Origin of the sequence: Planktothrix prolifica NIVA-CYA 540 (assembly GCF_963864145.1) — a bacterium.
Taxonomy (GTDB): Bacteria; Cyanobacteriota; Cyanobacteriia; order Cyanobacteriales; family Microcoleaceae; genus Planktothrix; species Planktothrix agardhii.
Window position 1 is genome coordinate 3208957 of the sequence record NZ_CAWLTW010000001.1, and the last position, 16534, is coordinate 3225490.

Below are 16534 nucleotides of genomic sequence, written 5' to 3' on the forward strand. Positions count from 1 at the left end.
AATCATCACCGGATCGCCATCAAAGGTACGATCCGAAAATAGATCCGTCACATTTCTAAAATCCATAATAGTGAAAAATCGCTTATCAAATTGTTCATTAATTCTGGTTCCACGTCCAATAATTTGTTTAAACTCTGTGGGTGATTGAATATTAGAATCTAGTACAATCAATTTACAGGTTTGAGCATCAACCCCCGTCGTCATTAATTTAGAAGTTGTCGCAATCACCGGATAACGTTCTTCTGGATTAATAAAGTTATCTAATTCCAGTTTACCTTCCTTATCTTCTCCAGTAATTCGCATAACATATTTATAATTTTCTCTAACTAAATCTCCGGCTTCATTACTAATAGCTTGTCGCATTCTCTCCGCGTGTTCTACATCAACACAAAAAATAATTGTCTTTGAGTAAACATCTGTTAGTCGCAAAAAATCCATCACTCTTTTAGCCACAGTTTGCGTCCTTTCATCAATGACTAAATTCCGGTCAAAATCCTTGGAATTATAAATCCGATCCTCGACTAAATACCCTGATTTATCTAGCTTACCCGCTTCGGGGCGATATCCTTCTAAATCAATATTTAAACCCACGCGAATCACCTTATAGGGTGCGAGAAAACCATCATCAATTCCTTGTTTGAGAGAATAAGTATAAATCGGATCGGCAAAATATTCAATATTAGAAACTTCCTTAGTTTCCTTTGGGGTAGCCGTTAATCCGATTTGAGTTGCTGAACTAAAATACTCTAAAATCTCTCGCCATTTACTATCATCGGCGGCGCTACCTCGATGACATTCATCAACTATAACTAAATCAAAAAAATCGCGGCTAAATTCTCGATAAGCATCAGCATCTTCATCATCATAATTAACCAAACCCTGATACAAGGATAAATAGATTTCAAACGCGGTATCAATTACTTTATTTTTAATTACTGTCATTTTATTTTTAAAATGCTTAAAATCACCGCGTTTTGTCTGACTAATTAAAGATGTGCGATCGGCTAAAAATAAAATTCGTTTTTTGATGCCATTTTTCCATAGCCGATAAATAATCTGGAAAGCTGTGTAAGTCTTACCTGAACCAGTTGCCATCACTAATAGTAAGCGATTCTGACCTTTTGCGATCGCTTCTACAGTCCGATTAATCGCAATCTGCTGATAATAGCGCGGTTGGCGACCTTGAGAATCAAAAAAGTAATCAAAGCTGGCTATTTCTTCGGCTTCTGGGGTTTCAAGCTGCTTAAATTTCTTGTATTTTTGCCAAAGTTGATCAGGACTCGGAAAATTATCAAGGCTTAATTCTCGCTCAATCAAACTAGAAAATCCCGATTTATCATGTTCTAAAAAACCATCTCCATTAGAACTAAAAGCGACAGGTAAATCTAAAATATCTGCATAGTTTAAAGCCTGCTGCATACCAGCACCAAGAGGATAAATATTTTTTTTAGCTTCAATTACAGCAATCGGTATATTCGGTTTATAATAAAGAATATAATCAGCCTTTTTAGCCTCACCCCTTTTGGTTAGATTCCCTTTAACATAAATTCGACCATCGGTAAAATAAACCTGTTCTCGGACTTGCTTACTAATATCCCACCCCGCTCGAACCAAAGCAGGTAAAATATACTGTGTACAAATATCCTGTTCTGAAAGCTCTCGTTTATTAGTCATCATTGTTACTGATTTTGACAAAAATTTAATTGGGGTTTTGAATCAAAAGCCAGAAAGTTAAAATTCATCGGGAAAGTCATCCGCAGGATTTCCTAATAATTTAAGAATAGTCTCAACATTATTTAACTCTCCAACAATTCGACGGATGGGTTTCGGCCAGACTTTAATTAAGGTGGGGGTGGCGGAAATTTGGTCGGCTTCTGCTAAGTCGGGATGTTTTAAAACATCAATCACTTTTAAAGTGTAAGGATGACTAATCGAACCTTCTAAAAGTTGATGTAGGGTTTTTAGGGTTTTTTCTGTCACCAGACTATGACCGGAGACAAATAACCGTAAAATATAGCCTTTAGTTTGATTCAGTTCGGGTTGAGGAGACAAATTGAGTGTAACAGTATAAGGTTGGGGTTCCGACAGGTTTTCGGTACTTGGGAAATCATGACTCAAATTGTTTTTTTTGACCTGAACAATTAGATCATGATTTTCCCACAATTTGGGAAACTGCTCATAGTAAGTCGCAATAATTAAAGGGTTACAAACTTCTTCGGAATTTTTTATAGGTTGCCAAACTAAATCCCCGGTATCAAACAGGGTATTTAATAAGGTTTGGTATTGCAGAACTGGGGGATAGGCTTCTGCAGAAAACTGAATCTCCTGGGTTTGGGGGTTGACCCATTGATCATAGGTAGCGGTATAGCAAGGAATTAAAAAATGAGGTGGTTCAGGTAAACTCAGGAATTCTTGTAAATAAATACAAAGATCAGAATGCCAACGACGCTGTTTATTCGGATCGATACAATAGACTAAATCTCCCCCGGGGGTGAATAAAGCGATCGCTTTAAATGAATGATTGACCGTAGATTGAAATAAATTCAAGGTATCATTCCATTTGTAGGTAAACGGTAATAGACTAATAACTGATGACTAATAACTGATGACTGATGACTGATAACTGATGACTGATCTTATTAGACCCGTCCGCGCAACATTTGGCTCATCTCGTTGGGGAAGGGAGATACATCTAAACAAATCTCCTCAGTAATTCGTCCTTCTTGGTAGAGATTATAAAGAGATTTGTTCATAGTCGTCATCCCTTCATAGGTATCTTTAAGCATAATTTGGTTGATGTCTTCAAACTTGTCTTTCACGATATATTCCTTAATCACATCGGTATTGATCAGAACATCGTGAAAAGCCGCCCGTTTACCATCGGTGGTTTTACATAATAATTGAGCAATAATTGCCACCAAAGATTCGGAAATAGAGACTTTAATCGAAGATTGTTCCTCGGCGGTAAACATATCTAAAATCCGAGTTATGGTTTTTACCGCACTATTAGTGTGTAAGGTTCCAGAGACTAAGTGACCTGTTTGTGCTGCTTTTAAGGCGATTTGCATTGATTCTTTATCCCGAATTTCTCCCACAAGTAAGACATCGGGGTCTTGACGCAAAGCTCCTTTAAGGGCATTAAAAAACTTCAAGGTATGACGTCCGACTTCTCGGTGTTTAATCAGGGATTTTTTACTTTCGTGAACAAATTCTACCGGGTCTTCAATAGTAATAATATTATAGGCATAGTTCCGGTTCATGTAGTCAATCATTGCCGCTAGGGTAGTAGACTTACCCGAACCCGTTGGCCCAGTAACTAAAATTAATCCTTTGTGATAGTTACAGATTTTTTTAAATACCTCTGGTAACTTCAACTGTTCCAAAGTCAAAATCGACGAACCAATTAACCGCAACACCAATGAAGGGCCATTGAGAGCGTCAAAAATGCTAATCCGAATTCGGACAAAACCTAAATCCGCCGCGCCGTCAAAGTCTAAGTTTTCTTGAAATTGCTGAATTTCCTCATCGCTTAATACCTCCATCAACCAACTCATAAAGGTATTCAAGTCGGTGTTCGGCCAATCTAAAGGGACAATATCCCCCCGTTTACGCAAACGCGGTGGCTCATTCACCCCTAAGTGAACGTCCGAAGCTCCCTCCTCATTAGCTAGTTTGACAATATCCACTAATGTAGGATTTCCGGGGCTAGGGCCCTTGTTTCTGGGTGCGACCATCACCCTGGTTGTCGCCACCGTAGCCTGAGCAGGTGCAGAAAGAGCCGTAGCAACGGTCGCGCCTGGAGGTGGAGGTGCTTTGGGTGCGGGTGGACGAGGTGGAACGCCTGGTACTGGCGGACGAGGAACAGGTGGACGCTCTGATTGTGTCATATCCCGTGACCTTGAATAGAAACAATTAATTCTAGCTGAAATATTAAAATCCCATATTCCTAGTTTACCCCCCAATCCTCTATTGCAGCAAAGAATATTCACAAAAGTTTGATCGTGACAGTGTTTCGGCTCTATTCTTGTTGGTTTTTTCCTTAATAATGATAAACTTCAACCAGAATCAATGGTTGTTTATCAATAGTTTAATTGAGTTAATAATTATGAATTCAGTGGATTTAGCTTTTACTTCTGCCTTAGAACAAGCCCAATTAATTCGCACCAAAGTTATCTCGCCTTTAGAGTTAGTTAATTTTTATTTAGATCGAATTCAACGGTTAAATCCTCTGTTGGGTTGTTATTTTACCGTGATGGCGGATAGGGCTTTAATATTGGCTAAAACCCAAACGGAACAATTATTCCAGATTTCAGATATTAACAATTTACCGCCTTTTTTTGGAGTGCCAATTTCGATTAAAGATTTAAACCCCGTTGCTGGAATTGCTTGTACCTACGGTTCACGAGCTTTAGTTGATAGAATTGCCACCTATGATGATGGAGTGGTGAGCCGAATTCGTCAAGCCGGATTTAATATTTTAGGGAAAACAGCGACCTCAGAAATCGGTTCCCTACCCTATACCGAACCCGATGGCTTTCCTCCCGCCCGTAACCCTTGGAATTTAGACTACACCCCCGGAGGTTCCAGTGGAGGGGCTGCGGCGGCTGTTGCAGCCGGGTTGTCCCCGGTCGCCCATGGGTCAGATGGTGGGGGGTCGGTGCGGGGCCCCGCTTTTTGTTGTGGTTTGGTGGGGATTAAACCGACTCGGGGGCGAGTTTCCCATGCTCCGGTGGGGGACTTCCAAAGTGGGATTTCTACCGATGGCCCCCTGGCCCGTACCGTGGCCGATGCCGCGGCTTTACTTGATATTATGTCGGGATATATTTTGGGTGATCCCTATTGGATAAGCGATCCGAATCCTTCGTTTTTAGCAGCAACCCAACAGCCTCCAAAATCTTTAAAAATTGCGATCGCTCCTTCTATTTTACCCGGCAGTTTACTCTCCCCGGAATGTGAACAAGCCTTGACAAATACCGTGAATCTCCTTGAACAATTGGGTCATCAAATCGAACCAATTAACCTTAATTTTAGTGATATTCTGGAACCGTTTATTGCCGTTTGGAAATCGGGAGTAGCCGCGGCTGGAATTCCCCAGGAGTATTTAGGCTCAGTGAATCAATGGTTAATGTCAAGCGAAATTACCGCCGGACAATATTTGCAAGCGGTATCTAAAATGCAGGTCGGCGGTCGTCAAATTGTGGCAACCTTAAGCGCCTTTGATGTGGTGGTTTTACCGACGTATACGCACCCAGCAATTCGGGTGGGAGAATATGCCCAACTTTCCCCCCCAGAAACCTTACAACGGATTACGGAATGGATTTCTCCCTGTCCCGGGTTTAATGTTAGTGGCCAACCGGCGATCGCAATTCCCACCGGATTTACCCCAGAAGGTTTACCCCTGGGGGTGCAGTTAGTGGGAAAACCTGCCTCGGAAGCCACTTTAATCGCTTTAGCTGCCCAACTTGAATCGGCACAACCTTTTTCCCACCACCGCCCCCCGATGGCGATCGGATAATTCGATGCTAAACTTTTGGGATTGTTTAACCTAGATTATTATGGTTCAAATTCCACTTTCTGCTTCTGCACAGCGCGTCAAACGCCAGTGGAAAAAATTGTTGTTTCCCCTGAGTCTTTTCGCAACTACTATTTTAAGTGGTTTTCCTGTGTTTACCCTTCCCCTTCGGGCGGCGGAATCCGTTGTGATTAGACAGGGATTTATTTATGCGACGGTTTCGGTCAAAGACTTAAAAGAATTTGCGGAAACGGGGAAAGTTCCCGTGGGATTATTAGGTTATTTTAGCTTTTTAAAGCCCGAACAAAAGCAACAGGCTTTGGGGGCATTAAATATTAAAATTAAAATCAAGGATGAAACCGTTGAAGAAATTGTTAATAGTCAAGTGGGAACTAGATTATTAACTGATATTGATACGATTATTTCTGCGGACAAATCCCAAGGAGGAGTCGCCATTAAAACAGCGATTATATCTTCAGCTAAATCTGAACAAGGGTTATCAGTTATTAATTTTTTAGAAAACTATCCTTTACCGACCATTGAGATTGATCTTCCTCGCTCCTTTGCGGTTTTAACACGATTAAATCAAGGATTTTGGCAAACTCAAAGGTTACTTTTAGAAGTCTTACCTAAACTACCCAGTGACATACCTCAAGCTCCAAAAATTCCCCTTGATCCGAGTCAACCCGGGCCAGGAAAAGTGGAAATTACTCGCATAGAATTATTCGATAAACAACGCGATCGCAATATTCCCGTTTATATTTATTCCTCCTCAACCGCTACACCCGATAAACCTTTAATTCTTTATTCTCACGGTCGGGGTTCAGATTATCAAGAATTACGCTATTTAATGGAACATTTAGCCTCCCATGGCTATACTGTTATTGTTCCTGAACATCCTGGGAGTAATGCGACTTTTGTAAATAAAAATTTGTTTTTATCTCCTACAGAAGTTATCGAACGTCCCCAAGATTTGATTTTTACCTTAAATGAATTAGAAAAATTAAATCTTAGTGATCCCAGATTTAAAGGTAAATTTAATACTAATAATACTTTAGTATTTGGATATTCTTTTGGAGGAGCAACGGCTTTAGCTTTAGCTGGGGGAGAGTTCCAAATTGATCAATTAAGGAAAAATTGTGATCAGAGTTTTATCACCTTTAGTTTAGGAAAAGCCACCCAATGTTTAGCCGCAGAACTCCCGAATGATCGCTATAGATTTAGTGATCCGCGAATTAAACGGGCGATAGCCTTTGCCCCCACTGCTTCAGTTATATTCGGAAAAACAGGATTAAATAAAGTTCAAGTTCCTACTGTAATTTTAACACAATCATCCGATAAAGTTACTCCTGCTTTACCCGAACAAATTGCTATTTTTCCCCAAATTCCCACGGAAAAATTATTATTAGGGGTGGTCGGTGCAACCCATTTAAGCGTTAGAGATCCTGGAACTATTGGGGATCAAAGCTGGATTCCTGTAACTCCCATTTCCGGCGGTGAAGTCATCGGAGATGCCTCAAAAGATGTTAAGAATTACGCTAAAACTATTGTTTTAGCAACCGCAGCCCAACTAACTCCCGAAGCCGAAAAATATCAGGTATTCCTGACTCCAGAATATTATCGATATATCTCAACTCCTGCTTTTCCCGTGCGTTTAATTAAGGATATTCCCCCGGAAACTCAAGTTTTCATTGAGGAACTATTAAAAACTCAGTATTAACGGGTATAATTGTAATTAAGTTGAAAAACTCCGTTGTTGCGCTTGAGCGCACTCTTATTAGGGTGTTATGGCCTTAGCAGCAACAATTAAGGGATTTCTTGATATTGATTGATTTAGATGTACAAACCTTTCAAGTCTGATTACAATAAAATCCCATAATATCTCTATCTTAAAAATCGCTTATGACTCCTAAAAAAATTCTAGGCTGGGGCGCCGTCGCCTTAATTGTTCTGTTTATTTCCTCTGGTGATACGTTCAAATTTTTACCCAAACCCGCCAGAGAAGCGAGTAAAACCAGTCGTCAATTTGTTGTGGGTTTATGGCCAAAATGGTTAAAGCCTAAAGATACTAACCAAGAACGAGAGAAGGAAATTCAAAAACTTGATCAGCCAGGTCAGGGGACAAAATAGCCATGGCGTAGAGACGTGCCATGGCACGTCTCTACACAGCACTAATCCTTCTTCATCCAACTAAACATAGCGCGTAAGTCTTTACCCACTTCTTCGATGGGATGTTCGGCTTCTTGACGACGCATGGCGATGAAACCGGGTTTTCCAGCTTGATTTTCTAAGACAAAATCTCTAGCAAATTGACCGGACTGAATTTCGCTGAGAATTTTCCGCATTTCGGCGCGGGTTTCGTCGGTAACAATCCGAGGGCCGCGGGTATAATCTCCATATTCAGCCGTATTAGAAATACTATCGCGCATTTTGGCTAAACCGCCTTCCACGACTAAATCTACGATTAATTTAACTTCGTGTAAACATTCAAAATAAGCCAATTCCGGTTGATAACCCGCTTCAACTAAGGTTTCAAATCCAGCTTTAATTAAAGCACTTAAACCACCACATAAAACCGCCTGTTCACCAAATAGGTCGGTTTCGGTTTCTTCACGGAATGTAGTTTCTAAAACGCCACCGCGTGTGCCACCAATACCTTTAGCATAGGCCATTGCCCGGTCACGGGCCTGTCCAGAGGCATCTTGATATACTGCAAATAGGGCGGGAACTCCTTGGCCCTGTTCGTAGGTGCGACGGACTAAATGCCCTGGGCCTTTGGGTGCTACCATCACCACATCGACATTAGAAGGGGGGACAACTTGACCAAAGTGAATATTAAAACCATGGGCAAATGCTAAGGTTTTGCCTTCGGTTAAATAGGGTTCAATTTCGTTTTTATAAACAGTTTTTTGTACTTCATCAGGTAGCAGAATCATAATGAAATCAGCAGCCTTCGCCGCGTCTTCCACACTATGCACGGTTAAACCTGCGTCTTTGGCTTTGATAGCTGATTTACTGCCAGGATATAGCCCGACAATTACATTCAAGCCACTATCTTTTAAATTCAGGGCATGGGCATGACCTTGGGAGCCATAACCAATAATTGCAATAGTTTTGTCCGCCAAAATATCTAAATTGGCATCGGCATCATAATACATTCGAGCCATCTGGCTTCTCCTTTGGTGCTTATTGCTTGTGTATACAAAACTTCCATCTTATCATAAAAACTGATCGCAAGCGGTAACACCATTTTGGGATCACAGTCAGGGGTTGGTGTGGAAACATCGGTCTAATCTGGCAATCCTCGTTTTAAATCTATTGCTAATTTATTAAAACTTAATTTAGAAATTCTTCCGGTAAGCACCCATTGTCTGACTATTAATCCTAACCAGATTCCTGCTAAAGAAATCACCCAAAATATTAGGATAGATTGGGATTCAAGACCACTGGTTAAGTTCATTCCAAATACACAGGAAATCGCCGTTAGGGGTAAGAAAATTGAGGCTAAAGTATTCAGGCGATGGGCGGCTTTAGTTGCGGATTCTGTTTCTTTAGCAACTTTGAAATCCAGAGCATTTTTTGTGTTAGTATAAAGAATATCTAAAGTGCGTTCAATTTCATAGGCCCCATCTCTGAAATCAATTAAATCTCGATCTTGAGGGATGGCTTCTCTAGCAGTTTGTAAGGTAGCGTGCAGGTTTTCTATTGCTAACTGTAGGGGGGTAATCGCTTCTAAGAGTGTAAAATAATCTTCGGCAGTTTTAGCAATTTTATAGAATTGATTTAATTCTTCTTCGGCGGAATTATACTCTTTAATATGATTGGTTAATTGTTGCAGTGCCACACCGCCCTTACTACATTCCCAACGACCATCGGGTTTTCGCCAAAATAATACGGCATCTCGATCGCGATCGCCTGTTTCTGGAGCTTTGTGTAATACTAATAATAAATGATCTTCTGCTACAATTGCCCGTTGTTTACCAAAACTTTTTTGACCTAAGCGATTAGAAATTGTGACGGGAAGATTCCAAGTTAGAGGTAATTTCATAAGGAAAAGAGGTAATAGGGATCACGGATTTAAGAGGATTTCACGGATTTCACGGATTTTAATCTGCGTTAATCTGCGTAATCCGTTTAATCCGTGATGCGGATTTAAGAGGATTTCACGGATTTCACGGATTTTAATCTGCGTAATCCTGTTTAATCCTTGATAGGTAATGGGTTTTAGGAAAAGAGGGAATAATGATTACTGCTCTTATTAAAATACTCGAAAAATTCATCACCATTGCCCATTGCCTATTCCCCATTACCTATTTTAAAGTTATTTTTTATCTTTTTTTCCCTGAGAATTATCTGGTTTTGGTTCGGGTTCAGAAGACTTTAATGCTTCATCTAAAATGGCTCTAGCTTCTTCTGCTTTGCCCCTAGCTTCTCGATATCTAAGATTAGAAACAGCGAAATTTTTTAATACCTTAAAGCCGTCTTTTAAATCGGTGATTTCTTCCACCGTCACTGGTTGATCTGTGAACAGAATATCAATAGATTCTCGCACTTTTAGGGCTTCTTCTTTTGATTCCATCACCTTCAATTTCAAAGAAGCCAAATTACTCAGAATTTGCACCGCCTCGGAAATGGCATCTTCTTCTTCTAAGGGACTATCATCGGGTTCTTTAACTTCGATAAACTGTTGGGGACTAAAGCCTTCTTCTAATTCCGTTGGTAGTTTCCCAGTATCCATCAATTCCATCAGTTTGTCCATCGCTTTCTCCCGGGCTTGAGATGAATCTTTGCCTCGGACAGTAAGAACGATTTCGGGACTTTGAGCTAGGGTGTAGCGAACCATATTAACACAGACTGCCTACTATAACTGCTAGGATCTATTGTAACAAAGATTAGGTTAAGTTTGTCTACAAATTTTGAGTTAATATTTGCAAAAAAATCCCGCTAACCCTTAAAATATAATCAAGATCAAATAGATTGACATAATTTTTATTGAGTTTGAACTATGAAAGAACAGTTGATTAAATGGTTAAATCTAGTTTTAGTGGCAAATGTTTTTTTTGTATTATTCAGTTTTTTTTGGTTGGTCGTTGCGGTTTTAGGCAATTCTTTTAAACTCAATCTGGGTTTGGATTTATGGTATAAACTTTGGGAACCTGTATTTACTCCAGCGATTGGAATTTTAATGGGTGGGGCGATTTTGAGTTGGGTAATTAGTAAGGTTAACCAATTATTTTTTAGTCCTAAATCTGATTAATCTGACAATTCAGGTTGGGTTCATAATTCGTAAAACCCAACCTGAATAAATTATCTCGTTGATCTCGTTTCTAGGTTCTACCTAGAAATGCTCTTAATGGAGGCTCCGCCTCCTATTATTTGAGGCAGAGCCTCAAAATTAGGATTCCAATGCAGAGCATTGGAACCAGAGGAATATATTTATTTTTTGAGTTTTTCTCCTAATAGTTGATTCGTGAGTTTAGGGTCAGCCCGTCCTCCGGTTTTTTTCATAATTTGACCAACAAAAAATCCTTGGAGTTTGGTTTTTCCGGCGTGATATTGTTCTAATTCCTTGGGATTTTCTACCAAAACTTGATCAATAATTTCTGCTAATGCTTTAGGATCGGATAATTGAATTAATCCTTTTATTTCAACTAATGCTTTAGGAGATCCGCCTTGAGTTAACAATTCTGGTAATAAATCCTTAGCAATTTTACCGCTAATTGTTCCAGATTCAATTAAACCAATTAATTCCGCTAATCCTTCCGGTTTTAAAGCGACCTCAGTAACACTGCATTTTTCATTTTTGAGATGGGCTGTAATATCACCAATAATCCAATTTACCGCTTGTTTAATATTAGCTCCGGCGGCAATTGTGGCTTCAAAATATTCAGAAATCGGGTGATCATCCGTTAATATACGAGTATCGTAGGGGGATAATCCTAATTCTGATTCATAGCGATGACGTTTTTCTACTGGAAGTTCAGGTAATTGAGATTTCCAGGTTTTGAGTTGTTCAGCAGATACTTGAATCGGTGGAAGATCGGGTTCAGGAAAATAGCGATAATCGCTTGCTCCTTCTTTTTTTCGCATACTAATTGTCCGTTGACTTCCTTCTTCCCATAACCGGGTTTCTTGAACAATTTTTTCCCCGGTTTCAATTGCCTTAATTTGCCGTTCGATTTCATGATCAATCGCCCGTTGGATCGCACTAAAAGAGTTCATATTTTTGATTTCAACTTTAGTTCCGAACTCTTTTTGTCCCACCGGACGCACGGAAATATTCACATCACATCGTAGCGAACCTTCCTGCATATTGCCATCACTCACGCCCAAATAACGCACAATTCGACGCACTTCTTGGGCATATTCGGCCGCTTCTTGTCCCGAACGAATATCGGGTTCAGAGACAATTTCAGCTAAAGCAATTCCCGCCCGATTATAATCAACCATAGAATAGGTGGAACCGGAAAGGCGATCGCTTCCACCATGAACTAATTTTCCGGCATCTTCTTCGATATGTAAGCGAGTAATTCCAATAGTTTTGCGAGTTGCACTGCCATCTTCATCGACAATTTCTATTTCTAAATGACCATTTATGGCAATGGGTAAATCATATTGAGAAATTTGATAATTTTTAGGCAAATCAGGATAAAAATATTGTTTGCGATCAAATTTACTGTAAGGAGCAATTGCACAATTCAGGGCTAACCCGGCTTTTACGGCATATTCTAAGACTTTTTCATTTAATACCGGGAGGACACCGGGTAATCCCATACAAATCGGATCAATATTCATATTAGGATCAGCCCCAAATTTCGTGGAAGAATTCGAGAAAATCTTGGTTTCGGTATTCAATTGACAATGGGTTTCTAACCCAATAATCGCTTCGTACTCCGTTTTAACATTTGCAGTAGCAGTCATAGACATCCATCAGAATTTTTTCAACAACTATCCTCTATTGTATCGCAATCTTAAACAAATTGTAATATTTTATCCAAACAAGACACAGTATGATGTCTATCTTAAGCTGAATTTGTATGTTTGATCATGGTAATTTCTAATTCTACCGTCTTATCACCAGACAAGTACACGAGGGTTAGCCCTCGGTTAAAGATTGACACTTTTCGAGAAAAATGTCCCGTTGCTGCGGGAGATGATGTGATTAATGGGTTAACCCAAACCCCAAAAACCTTACCACCTAAATATTTTTATGATGATCGAGGATCATTATTGTTTGAAAAAATTTGTGAGTTACCCGAATATTATGTAACCCGCACAGAAGCAAAGATTTTACAAGATTATGCCTCAGAAATTGCCAATTTAACAGGCTATTGCGAACTTGTAGAATTAGGAAGTGGGAGTTCTACAAAAACTCGAATTCTATTAGACGCTTATCAAGAATTAGGTCATCCACTTCATTATTTACCCATTGATATTAGTGGCGGAATTTTAGAAGAAAGTGCCTATAATCTGCTCAAAGATTACCCGAAGCTGAATATTCATGGAATTGTTAGCACCTATGAGACAGCTTTAAAACATCTCAATCCTTCCCCCTTACCTGCTCGAATGATTGGGTTTATTGGCAGTAGCTTGGGAAATTTGAAACCGGAAGAATGCCATGTTTTCTTTTCCCATATTGTCGAAGCTTTGCAACCTGGAGATTATTTTTTATTGGGGGTTGATTTACACAAATCTAAATCAATTTTAGAACCCGCTTATGATGATAGTCAAGGGGTAACGGCGGCATTCAACTTGAATATGTTACGACATTTAAACCATCTGTTTGAAGGGAATTTTAACTTAGAGCAATTTGAACATTTGGCATTTTACAATCAAACCGAACATCAAATTGAAATGCACTTAAAAAGTTTGCGATCGCAAACTGTTGAACTCAAAAAGCTCAATTTAGCCATTGAATTTACCCAAGGAGAAACTATTCATACGGAAATCTCTCGCAAGTTTGAACTGGAAAAAATTCAAGCGGAATTAGAGGATTTAGGCTTAGTTTCCATCAAGAATTGGACGGACGAAAATCAATGGTTTGGTTTGATTTTGTGTCAATTACAAACCGTTTAAGATAGGGTAATTTCAGGGGAGAATTGAATTTAAAAATCTCCCTTGGATAATTTTATTTGATCCAATCTTCTCCAACTCTAATAGTTAAATCCGACCCCATATCACCCGTTGCTGAGGATTTAAGCTCACCTAAACCGAGGTTTTTTTGCATCAGTTTAGCTGCCCCTAAATCTCCGCCTTGAATAATAATTTCTGTTTTTAGTTGTTGAGTTTTTTCAATCGGGGCTAAATAAACTTGATTAAACCCTTGATTATATAGAAAATCTAGCATTTTCTCCGCTGCTTTGGGATGACTAGAAGTATTTTGAATCGCAATTTTTAAATCCTTAGATAAAGTTTCATAAGCAGAAGGTTCATAGGCACTTTTTAAGGTATATCCGGTGGAATCCAACCGAAAATATTGATACATGACCCGATCGCGTCCCCGTTCATCCACTAACCAGTAACTACTATTAGAATATTCCTCCGAACTAGAACGACCGGGTAACATTACCATTTTAAAATTTTGAGATTCCAGATTTAACCCAAAATTAACTAAGGTTAAAATTTCTTCAAAACTTAAATTAGTATCAATATATTTTTGCATAATCCGAATAATTTCAGGAACACGGGGTAAAACCGTCGGATCTTTCAGTCGAACTAAAATTGCTTCCATTAAGGCTTGTTGACGCTGTACCCGCCCTAAATCTCCATAACCATCGCCTCGAAACCGCACAAATTGATCCGCTTGTTCACCATTAATAGTTTGCCAACCGGGAGCCAAATTAATCTCTAATTTTTGAGTTTTATCCTGATAAGACATAGGTTGAGGAATATATACTTCCACTCCTCCTAAAAAATTAACTAGTTCTCGAAAAGCACCACTACTCACCCGCACATAACGGTTAATTTCAACTTTATTTAAAATAGTTTGAACCACTTCCTTTGCTAATTTAGGGCCACCCCAATAGTTAGCTTCATTAATTTTTCCCGTACCATAACCTGGAATTTGGACTTGAGTATCTCGGGGAATAGATAACAAACTAACTGATTTATCTTGAGGTTGAAAATTGACAAATAAAACCGTATCACTACGACCTTTAAATAGATCGGGAGAGGAGGTAGAACTGTGGGGACTTCCATCAATTCCCAGGACTAAAATATTAACCGGACGAGACAAACTATATTTAAACCGATGTTGCCAGAGTCCATCTAAAATATTTGATTCTGGCTCAGTAAAATCAAATTTTTCAGGAGCTAATAAAGCCGTCACCGCGCCTAAAATTGCCGAGGTACTTGCTAAGAATAAAACAATAAAACTAAAAAATAATAGTTGCAGAACTTTAGGCTTTTTACGCGAAGGGAAGGGAGAAGTCATGCTGATTTAGGGATAGCTTTTTATTGAAACCCAGAAACTAAAACCCTATCGTCTAACAGTTAGGTTAATTTGTCAAGACAATTGAATCAACTCTGATATTCTCCATACCCTATTGATCAAATTCTTAAGGTTTTAATCCCGCTTCCTGTAGCCGCTCTATAGAAATTTTAGCGGATTCAGCTACATGGGAATGATTATCTTTGGCTAAATAATTTAAAGCAGAAAGGCTTTTGGGTGTGACTAAATTCCCCAAGGCTTCGGCTAATCTTTGCCGAACTAACCAATCTTCAGCTTGGGCAAATCGCAGAATTTTATCAATAGATTCAACATCTTTAATTTCTCCGATCGCAGCAATTGCAGCTTGATGTAAAATCACTTCATCACTCTCTAATGCAGCTAACAAAACATCCCGGGCGCGAATATCTTTGAGGTTTCCGAGGGAGACGGCTGCACTAAATCTAACTAGCCAATCTGTATCCTCATAAAAAGCTCTAACTAAAGGTTCAAATGCCCGAATATCTCCCAAATAACCCAAGGCACCTGCTGCATCGGCTCTCGCCCCATAATCAGGGTCATTTTCTAATATTTTTACCAACAGGAAATAGCATTCTTCTGTAGGTTTAATTCCCAGGGCAAAAATTGCCATTGATCGCACTTGTAAACTTTCATCATTGAGCACTCTTTTAATTAAAGGAACAGCATCTTCTGGAGGAACATTTCGCAAAGAAGCTAAGGCTAATAGACGATCTCGTAAATTTTTGCTATCTAGCTGATCGGCAATATTTTCTAAATTCAACGGTTGACTCATTTGTAAATCAGGTTTAACTAAATCTTTACTTATTATAGCCAGGTTAGAAAAAATTTGCAGAATTAATTGCTAGAATTTTTGATGTGCCATAAAATGTCCCCAATGTTCTTCTCCTTGACGGCTGGGGGTTGATTCAGTCACCGGATGCAGGGAAAGAATCTGAAATTTCCCTTGAAAATACTGTCGAATCTCCGCCGGAGTAATCCCAAAAGGTGGCCCTCCGGCACGGGAATGGGTAAAAAACAACCCGAATAATTGCCCATTGGGTTTCATAATTGACTCAACTAAATTGACATAATTAGGGCGTTGATCTGGGGAAATTGCACAAAAACAAGTATGTTCAATTACATAATCAAACTGTCCCAAAAACTCCTGGGGTAAGTCAAAAATATCATGTTTTAAAAATTTTGCTGAAGTCGGTAAATATTCTCCATATCCCTTGATAATTGACGATTGATTGATTAATAATTGTTGATAGTTTAATGCGTCTTGAATCGCAGAATCCGCAAAATCAAACCCAATAACCTCAAAACCATAACTGGCAAATAATAGGGCATCATAACCCCGTCCACAGCCTAAAACCGCCGTTTTCCCTGGGGGTGAAGCCTCAGAAGATTGCAAAAACGTAATAAACGGTGGGGCGGGTTCTCCTAAGTCCCAGGCGGTGGTTCCCTGTTGATAGCGTTCTTCCCAAAAATTGCGTTCATTAACAGATACAATCATAACCATTCTATTGTTGAATTAAGTTAAACTAATTACAGACTTGCTGATTGTTAACAGT

15 protein-coding genes are annotated in these 16534 nt (G+C 39.3%); 5 read left to right on the forward strand and 10 right to left on the reverse strand.

Going from position 1 to position 16534, the window contains the following annotated elements:
• The 3 genes from hsdR to AC559H_RS14285 all read right to left on the reverse strand — a co-directional run.
• On the reverse strand, positions 1-1677 hold a 1677-nt coding region (gene hsdR / locus AC559H_RS14275; protein ID WP_202806340.1), incomplete at its 3' end, for an EcoAI/FtnUII family type I restriction enzme subunit R.
• Between the two features lie 54 nt (positions 1678-1731).
• Entirely contained in the window at positions 1732-2547 is an 816-nt protein-coding gene (locus AC559H_RS14280; protein ID WP_026795806.1) for a circadian clock KaiB family protein, read from the reverse strand.
• 92 nt (positions 2548-2639) lie between these two features.
• A complete protein-coding gene (locus tag AC559H_RS14285; RefSeq protein WP_026785592.1) occupies positions 2640-3887 on the reverse strand; it encodes a type IV pilus twitching motility protein PilT in 1248 nt (415 codons plus the stop codon).
• Positions 3888-4105: 218 nt separating this feature from the next.
• Here AC559H_RS14285 and AC559H_RS14290 point away from each other — a divergent pair, with 218 nt between their 5' ends.
• The 3 genes from AC559H_RS14290 to AC559H_RS14300 all read left to right on the forward strand — a co-directional run bounded on the left by AC559H_RS14290 (position 4106) and on the right by AC559H_RS14300 (position 7642).
• Positions 4106-5515 carry an amidase gene (locus AC559H_RS14290; protein ID WP_026795807.1) on the forward strand — a complete coding sequence of 470 codons (1410 nt, stop codon included), beginning with the start codon at positions 4106-4108 and terminating at the stop codon, positions 5513-5515.
• Between the two features lie 40 nt (positions 5516-5555).
• The gene (locus tag AC559H_RS14295; protein ID WP_051319853.1) at positions 5556-7232 is read left to right on the forward strand and encodes an alpha/beta hydrolase; all 1677 of its coding nucleotides are present in this window, start codon (positions 5556-5558) and stop codon (positions 7230-7232) included.
• Between the two features lie 182 nt (positions 7233-7414).
• Complete coding sequence (locus AC559H_RS14300) at positions 7415-7642, forward strand: hypothetical protein (protein ID WP_026795809.1); 228 nt, start codon at positions 7415-7417, stop codon at positions 7640-7642.
• A 41-nt stretch (positions 7643-7683) separates the two neighbouring features.
• Here the strand turns inward: AC559H_RS14300 and ilvC are convergent, their stop codons facing one another.
• From ilvC to AC559H_RS14315, 3 genes are all read right to left on the reverse strand, one after another.
• Positions 7684-8679 (reverse strand): ketol-acid reductoisomerase, encoded by a 996-nt coding sequence (gene ilvC, locus AC559H_RS14305; RefSeq protein ID WP_026795810.1) that lies wholly within the window; start codon positions 8677-8679, stop codon positions 7684-7686.
• Between the two features lie 122 nt (positions 8680-8801).
• Complete coding sequence (locus AC559H_RS14310; protein ID WP_051319852.1) at positions 8802-9560, reverse strand: CorA family divalent cation transporter; 759 nt, start codon at positions 9558-9560, stop codon at positions 8802-8804.
• Between the two features lie 273 nt (positions 9561-9833).
• Positions 9834-10355: a hypothetical protein gene (locus AC559H_RS14315; protein ID WP_026785587.1), complete on the reverse strand. Its 522-nt coding sequence runs from the start codon at positions 10353-10355 to the stop codon at positions 9834-9836.
• Positions 10356-10517: 162 nt separating this feature from the next.
• On the opposite strand from AC559H_RS14315, the gene AC559H_RS14320 reads away from it, so the two are divergent.
• Positions 10518-10769 (forward strand): DUF8620 family protein, encoded by a 252-nt coding sequence (locus AC559H_RS14320; protein WP_026785586.1) that lies wholly within the window; start codon positions 10518-10520, stop codon positions 10767-10769.
• A gap of 179 nt (positions 10770-10948) precedes the next feature.
• Here the strand turns inward: AC559H_RS14320 and gatB are convergent, their stop codons facing one another.
• Positions 10949-12433: an Asp-tRNA(Asn)/Glu-tRNA(Gln) amidotransferase subunit GatB gene (gene gatB, locus AC559H_RS14325; RefSeq protein ID WP_026785585.1), complete on the reverse strand. Its 1485-nt coding sequence runs from the start codon at positions 12431-12433 to the stop codon at positions 10949-10951.
• A gap of 126 nt (positions 12434-12559) precedes the next feature.
• Between gatB and egtD the strand changes: the two genes are divergently transcribed.
• Complete coding sequence (gene egtD / locus AC559H_RS14330) at positions 12560-13588, forward strand: L-histidine N(alpha)-methyltransferase (protein ID WP_026785584.1); 1029 nt, start codon at positions 12560-12562, stop codon at positions 13586-13588.
• A gap of 52 nt (positions 13589-13640) precedes the next feature.
• Here the strand turns inward: egtD and AC559H_RS14335 are convergent, their stop codons facing one another.
• The 3 genes from AC559H_RS14335 to AC559H_RS14345 all read right to left on the reverse strand — a co-directional run bounded on the left by AC559H_RS14335 (position 13641) and on the right by AC559H_RS14345 (position 16482).
• On the reverse strand, positions 13641-14945 hold the full coding sequence (locus AC559H_RS14335) for an LCP family protein (RefSeq protein ID WP_026795811.1): 1305 nt from the start codon (positions 14943-14945) through the stop codon (positions 13641-13643).
• A gap of 124 nt (positions 14946-15069) precedes the next feature.
• A complete protein-coding gene (locus AC559H_RS14340) occupies positions 15070-15753 on the reverse strand; it encodes a HEAT repeat domain-containing protein (RefSeq protein ID WP_026795812.1) in 684 nt (227 codons plus the stop codon).
• A gap of 69 nt (positions 15754-15822) precedes the next feature.
• Positions 15823-16482, reverse strand: a complete 660-nt coding sequence (locus AC559H_RS14345; protein ID WP_237746365.1) for a methyltransferase domain-containing protein — start codon at positions 16480-16482, stop codon at positions 15823-15825.
• Positions 16483-16534 lie beyond the last annotated feature (52 nt).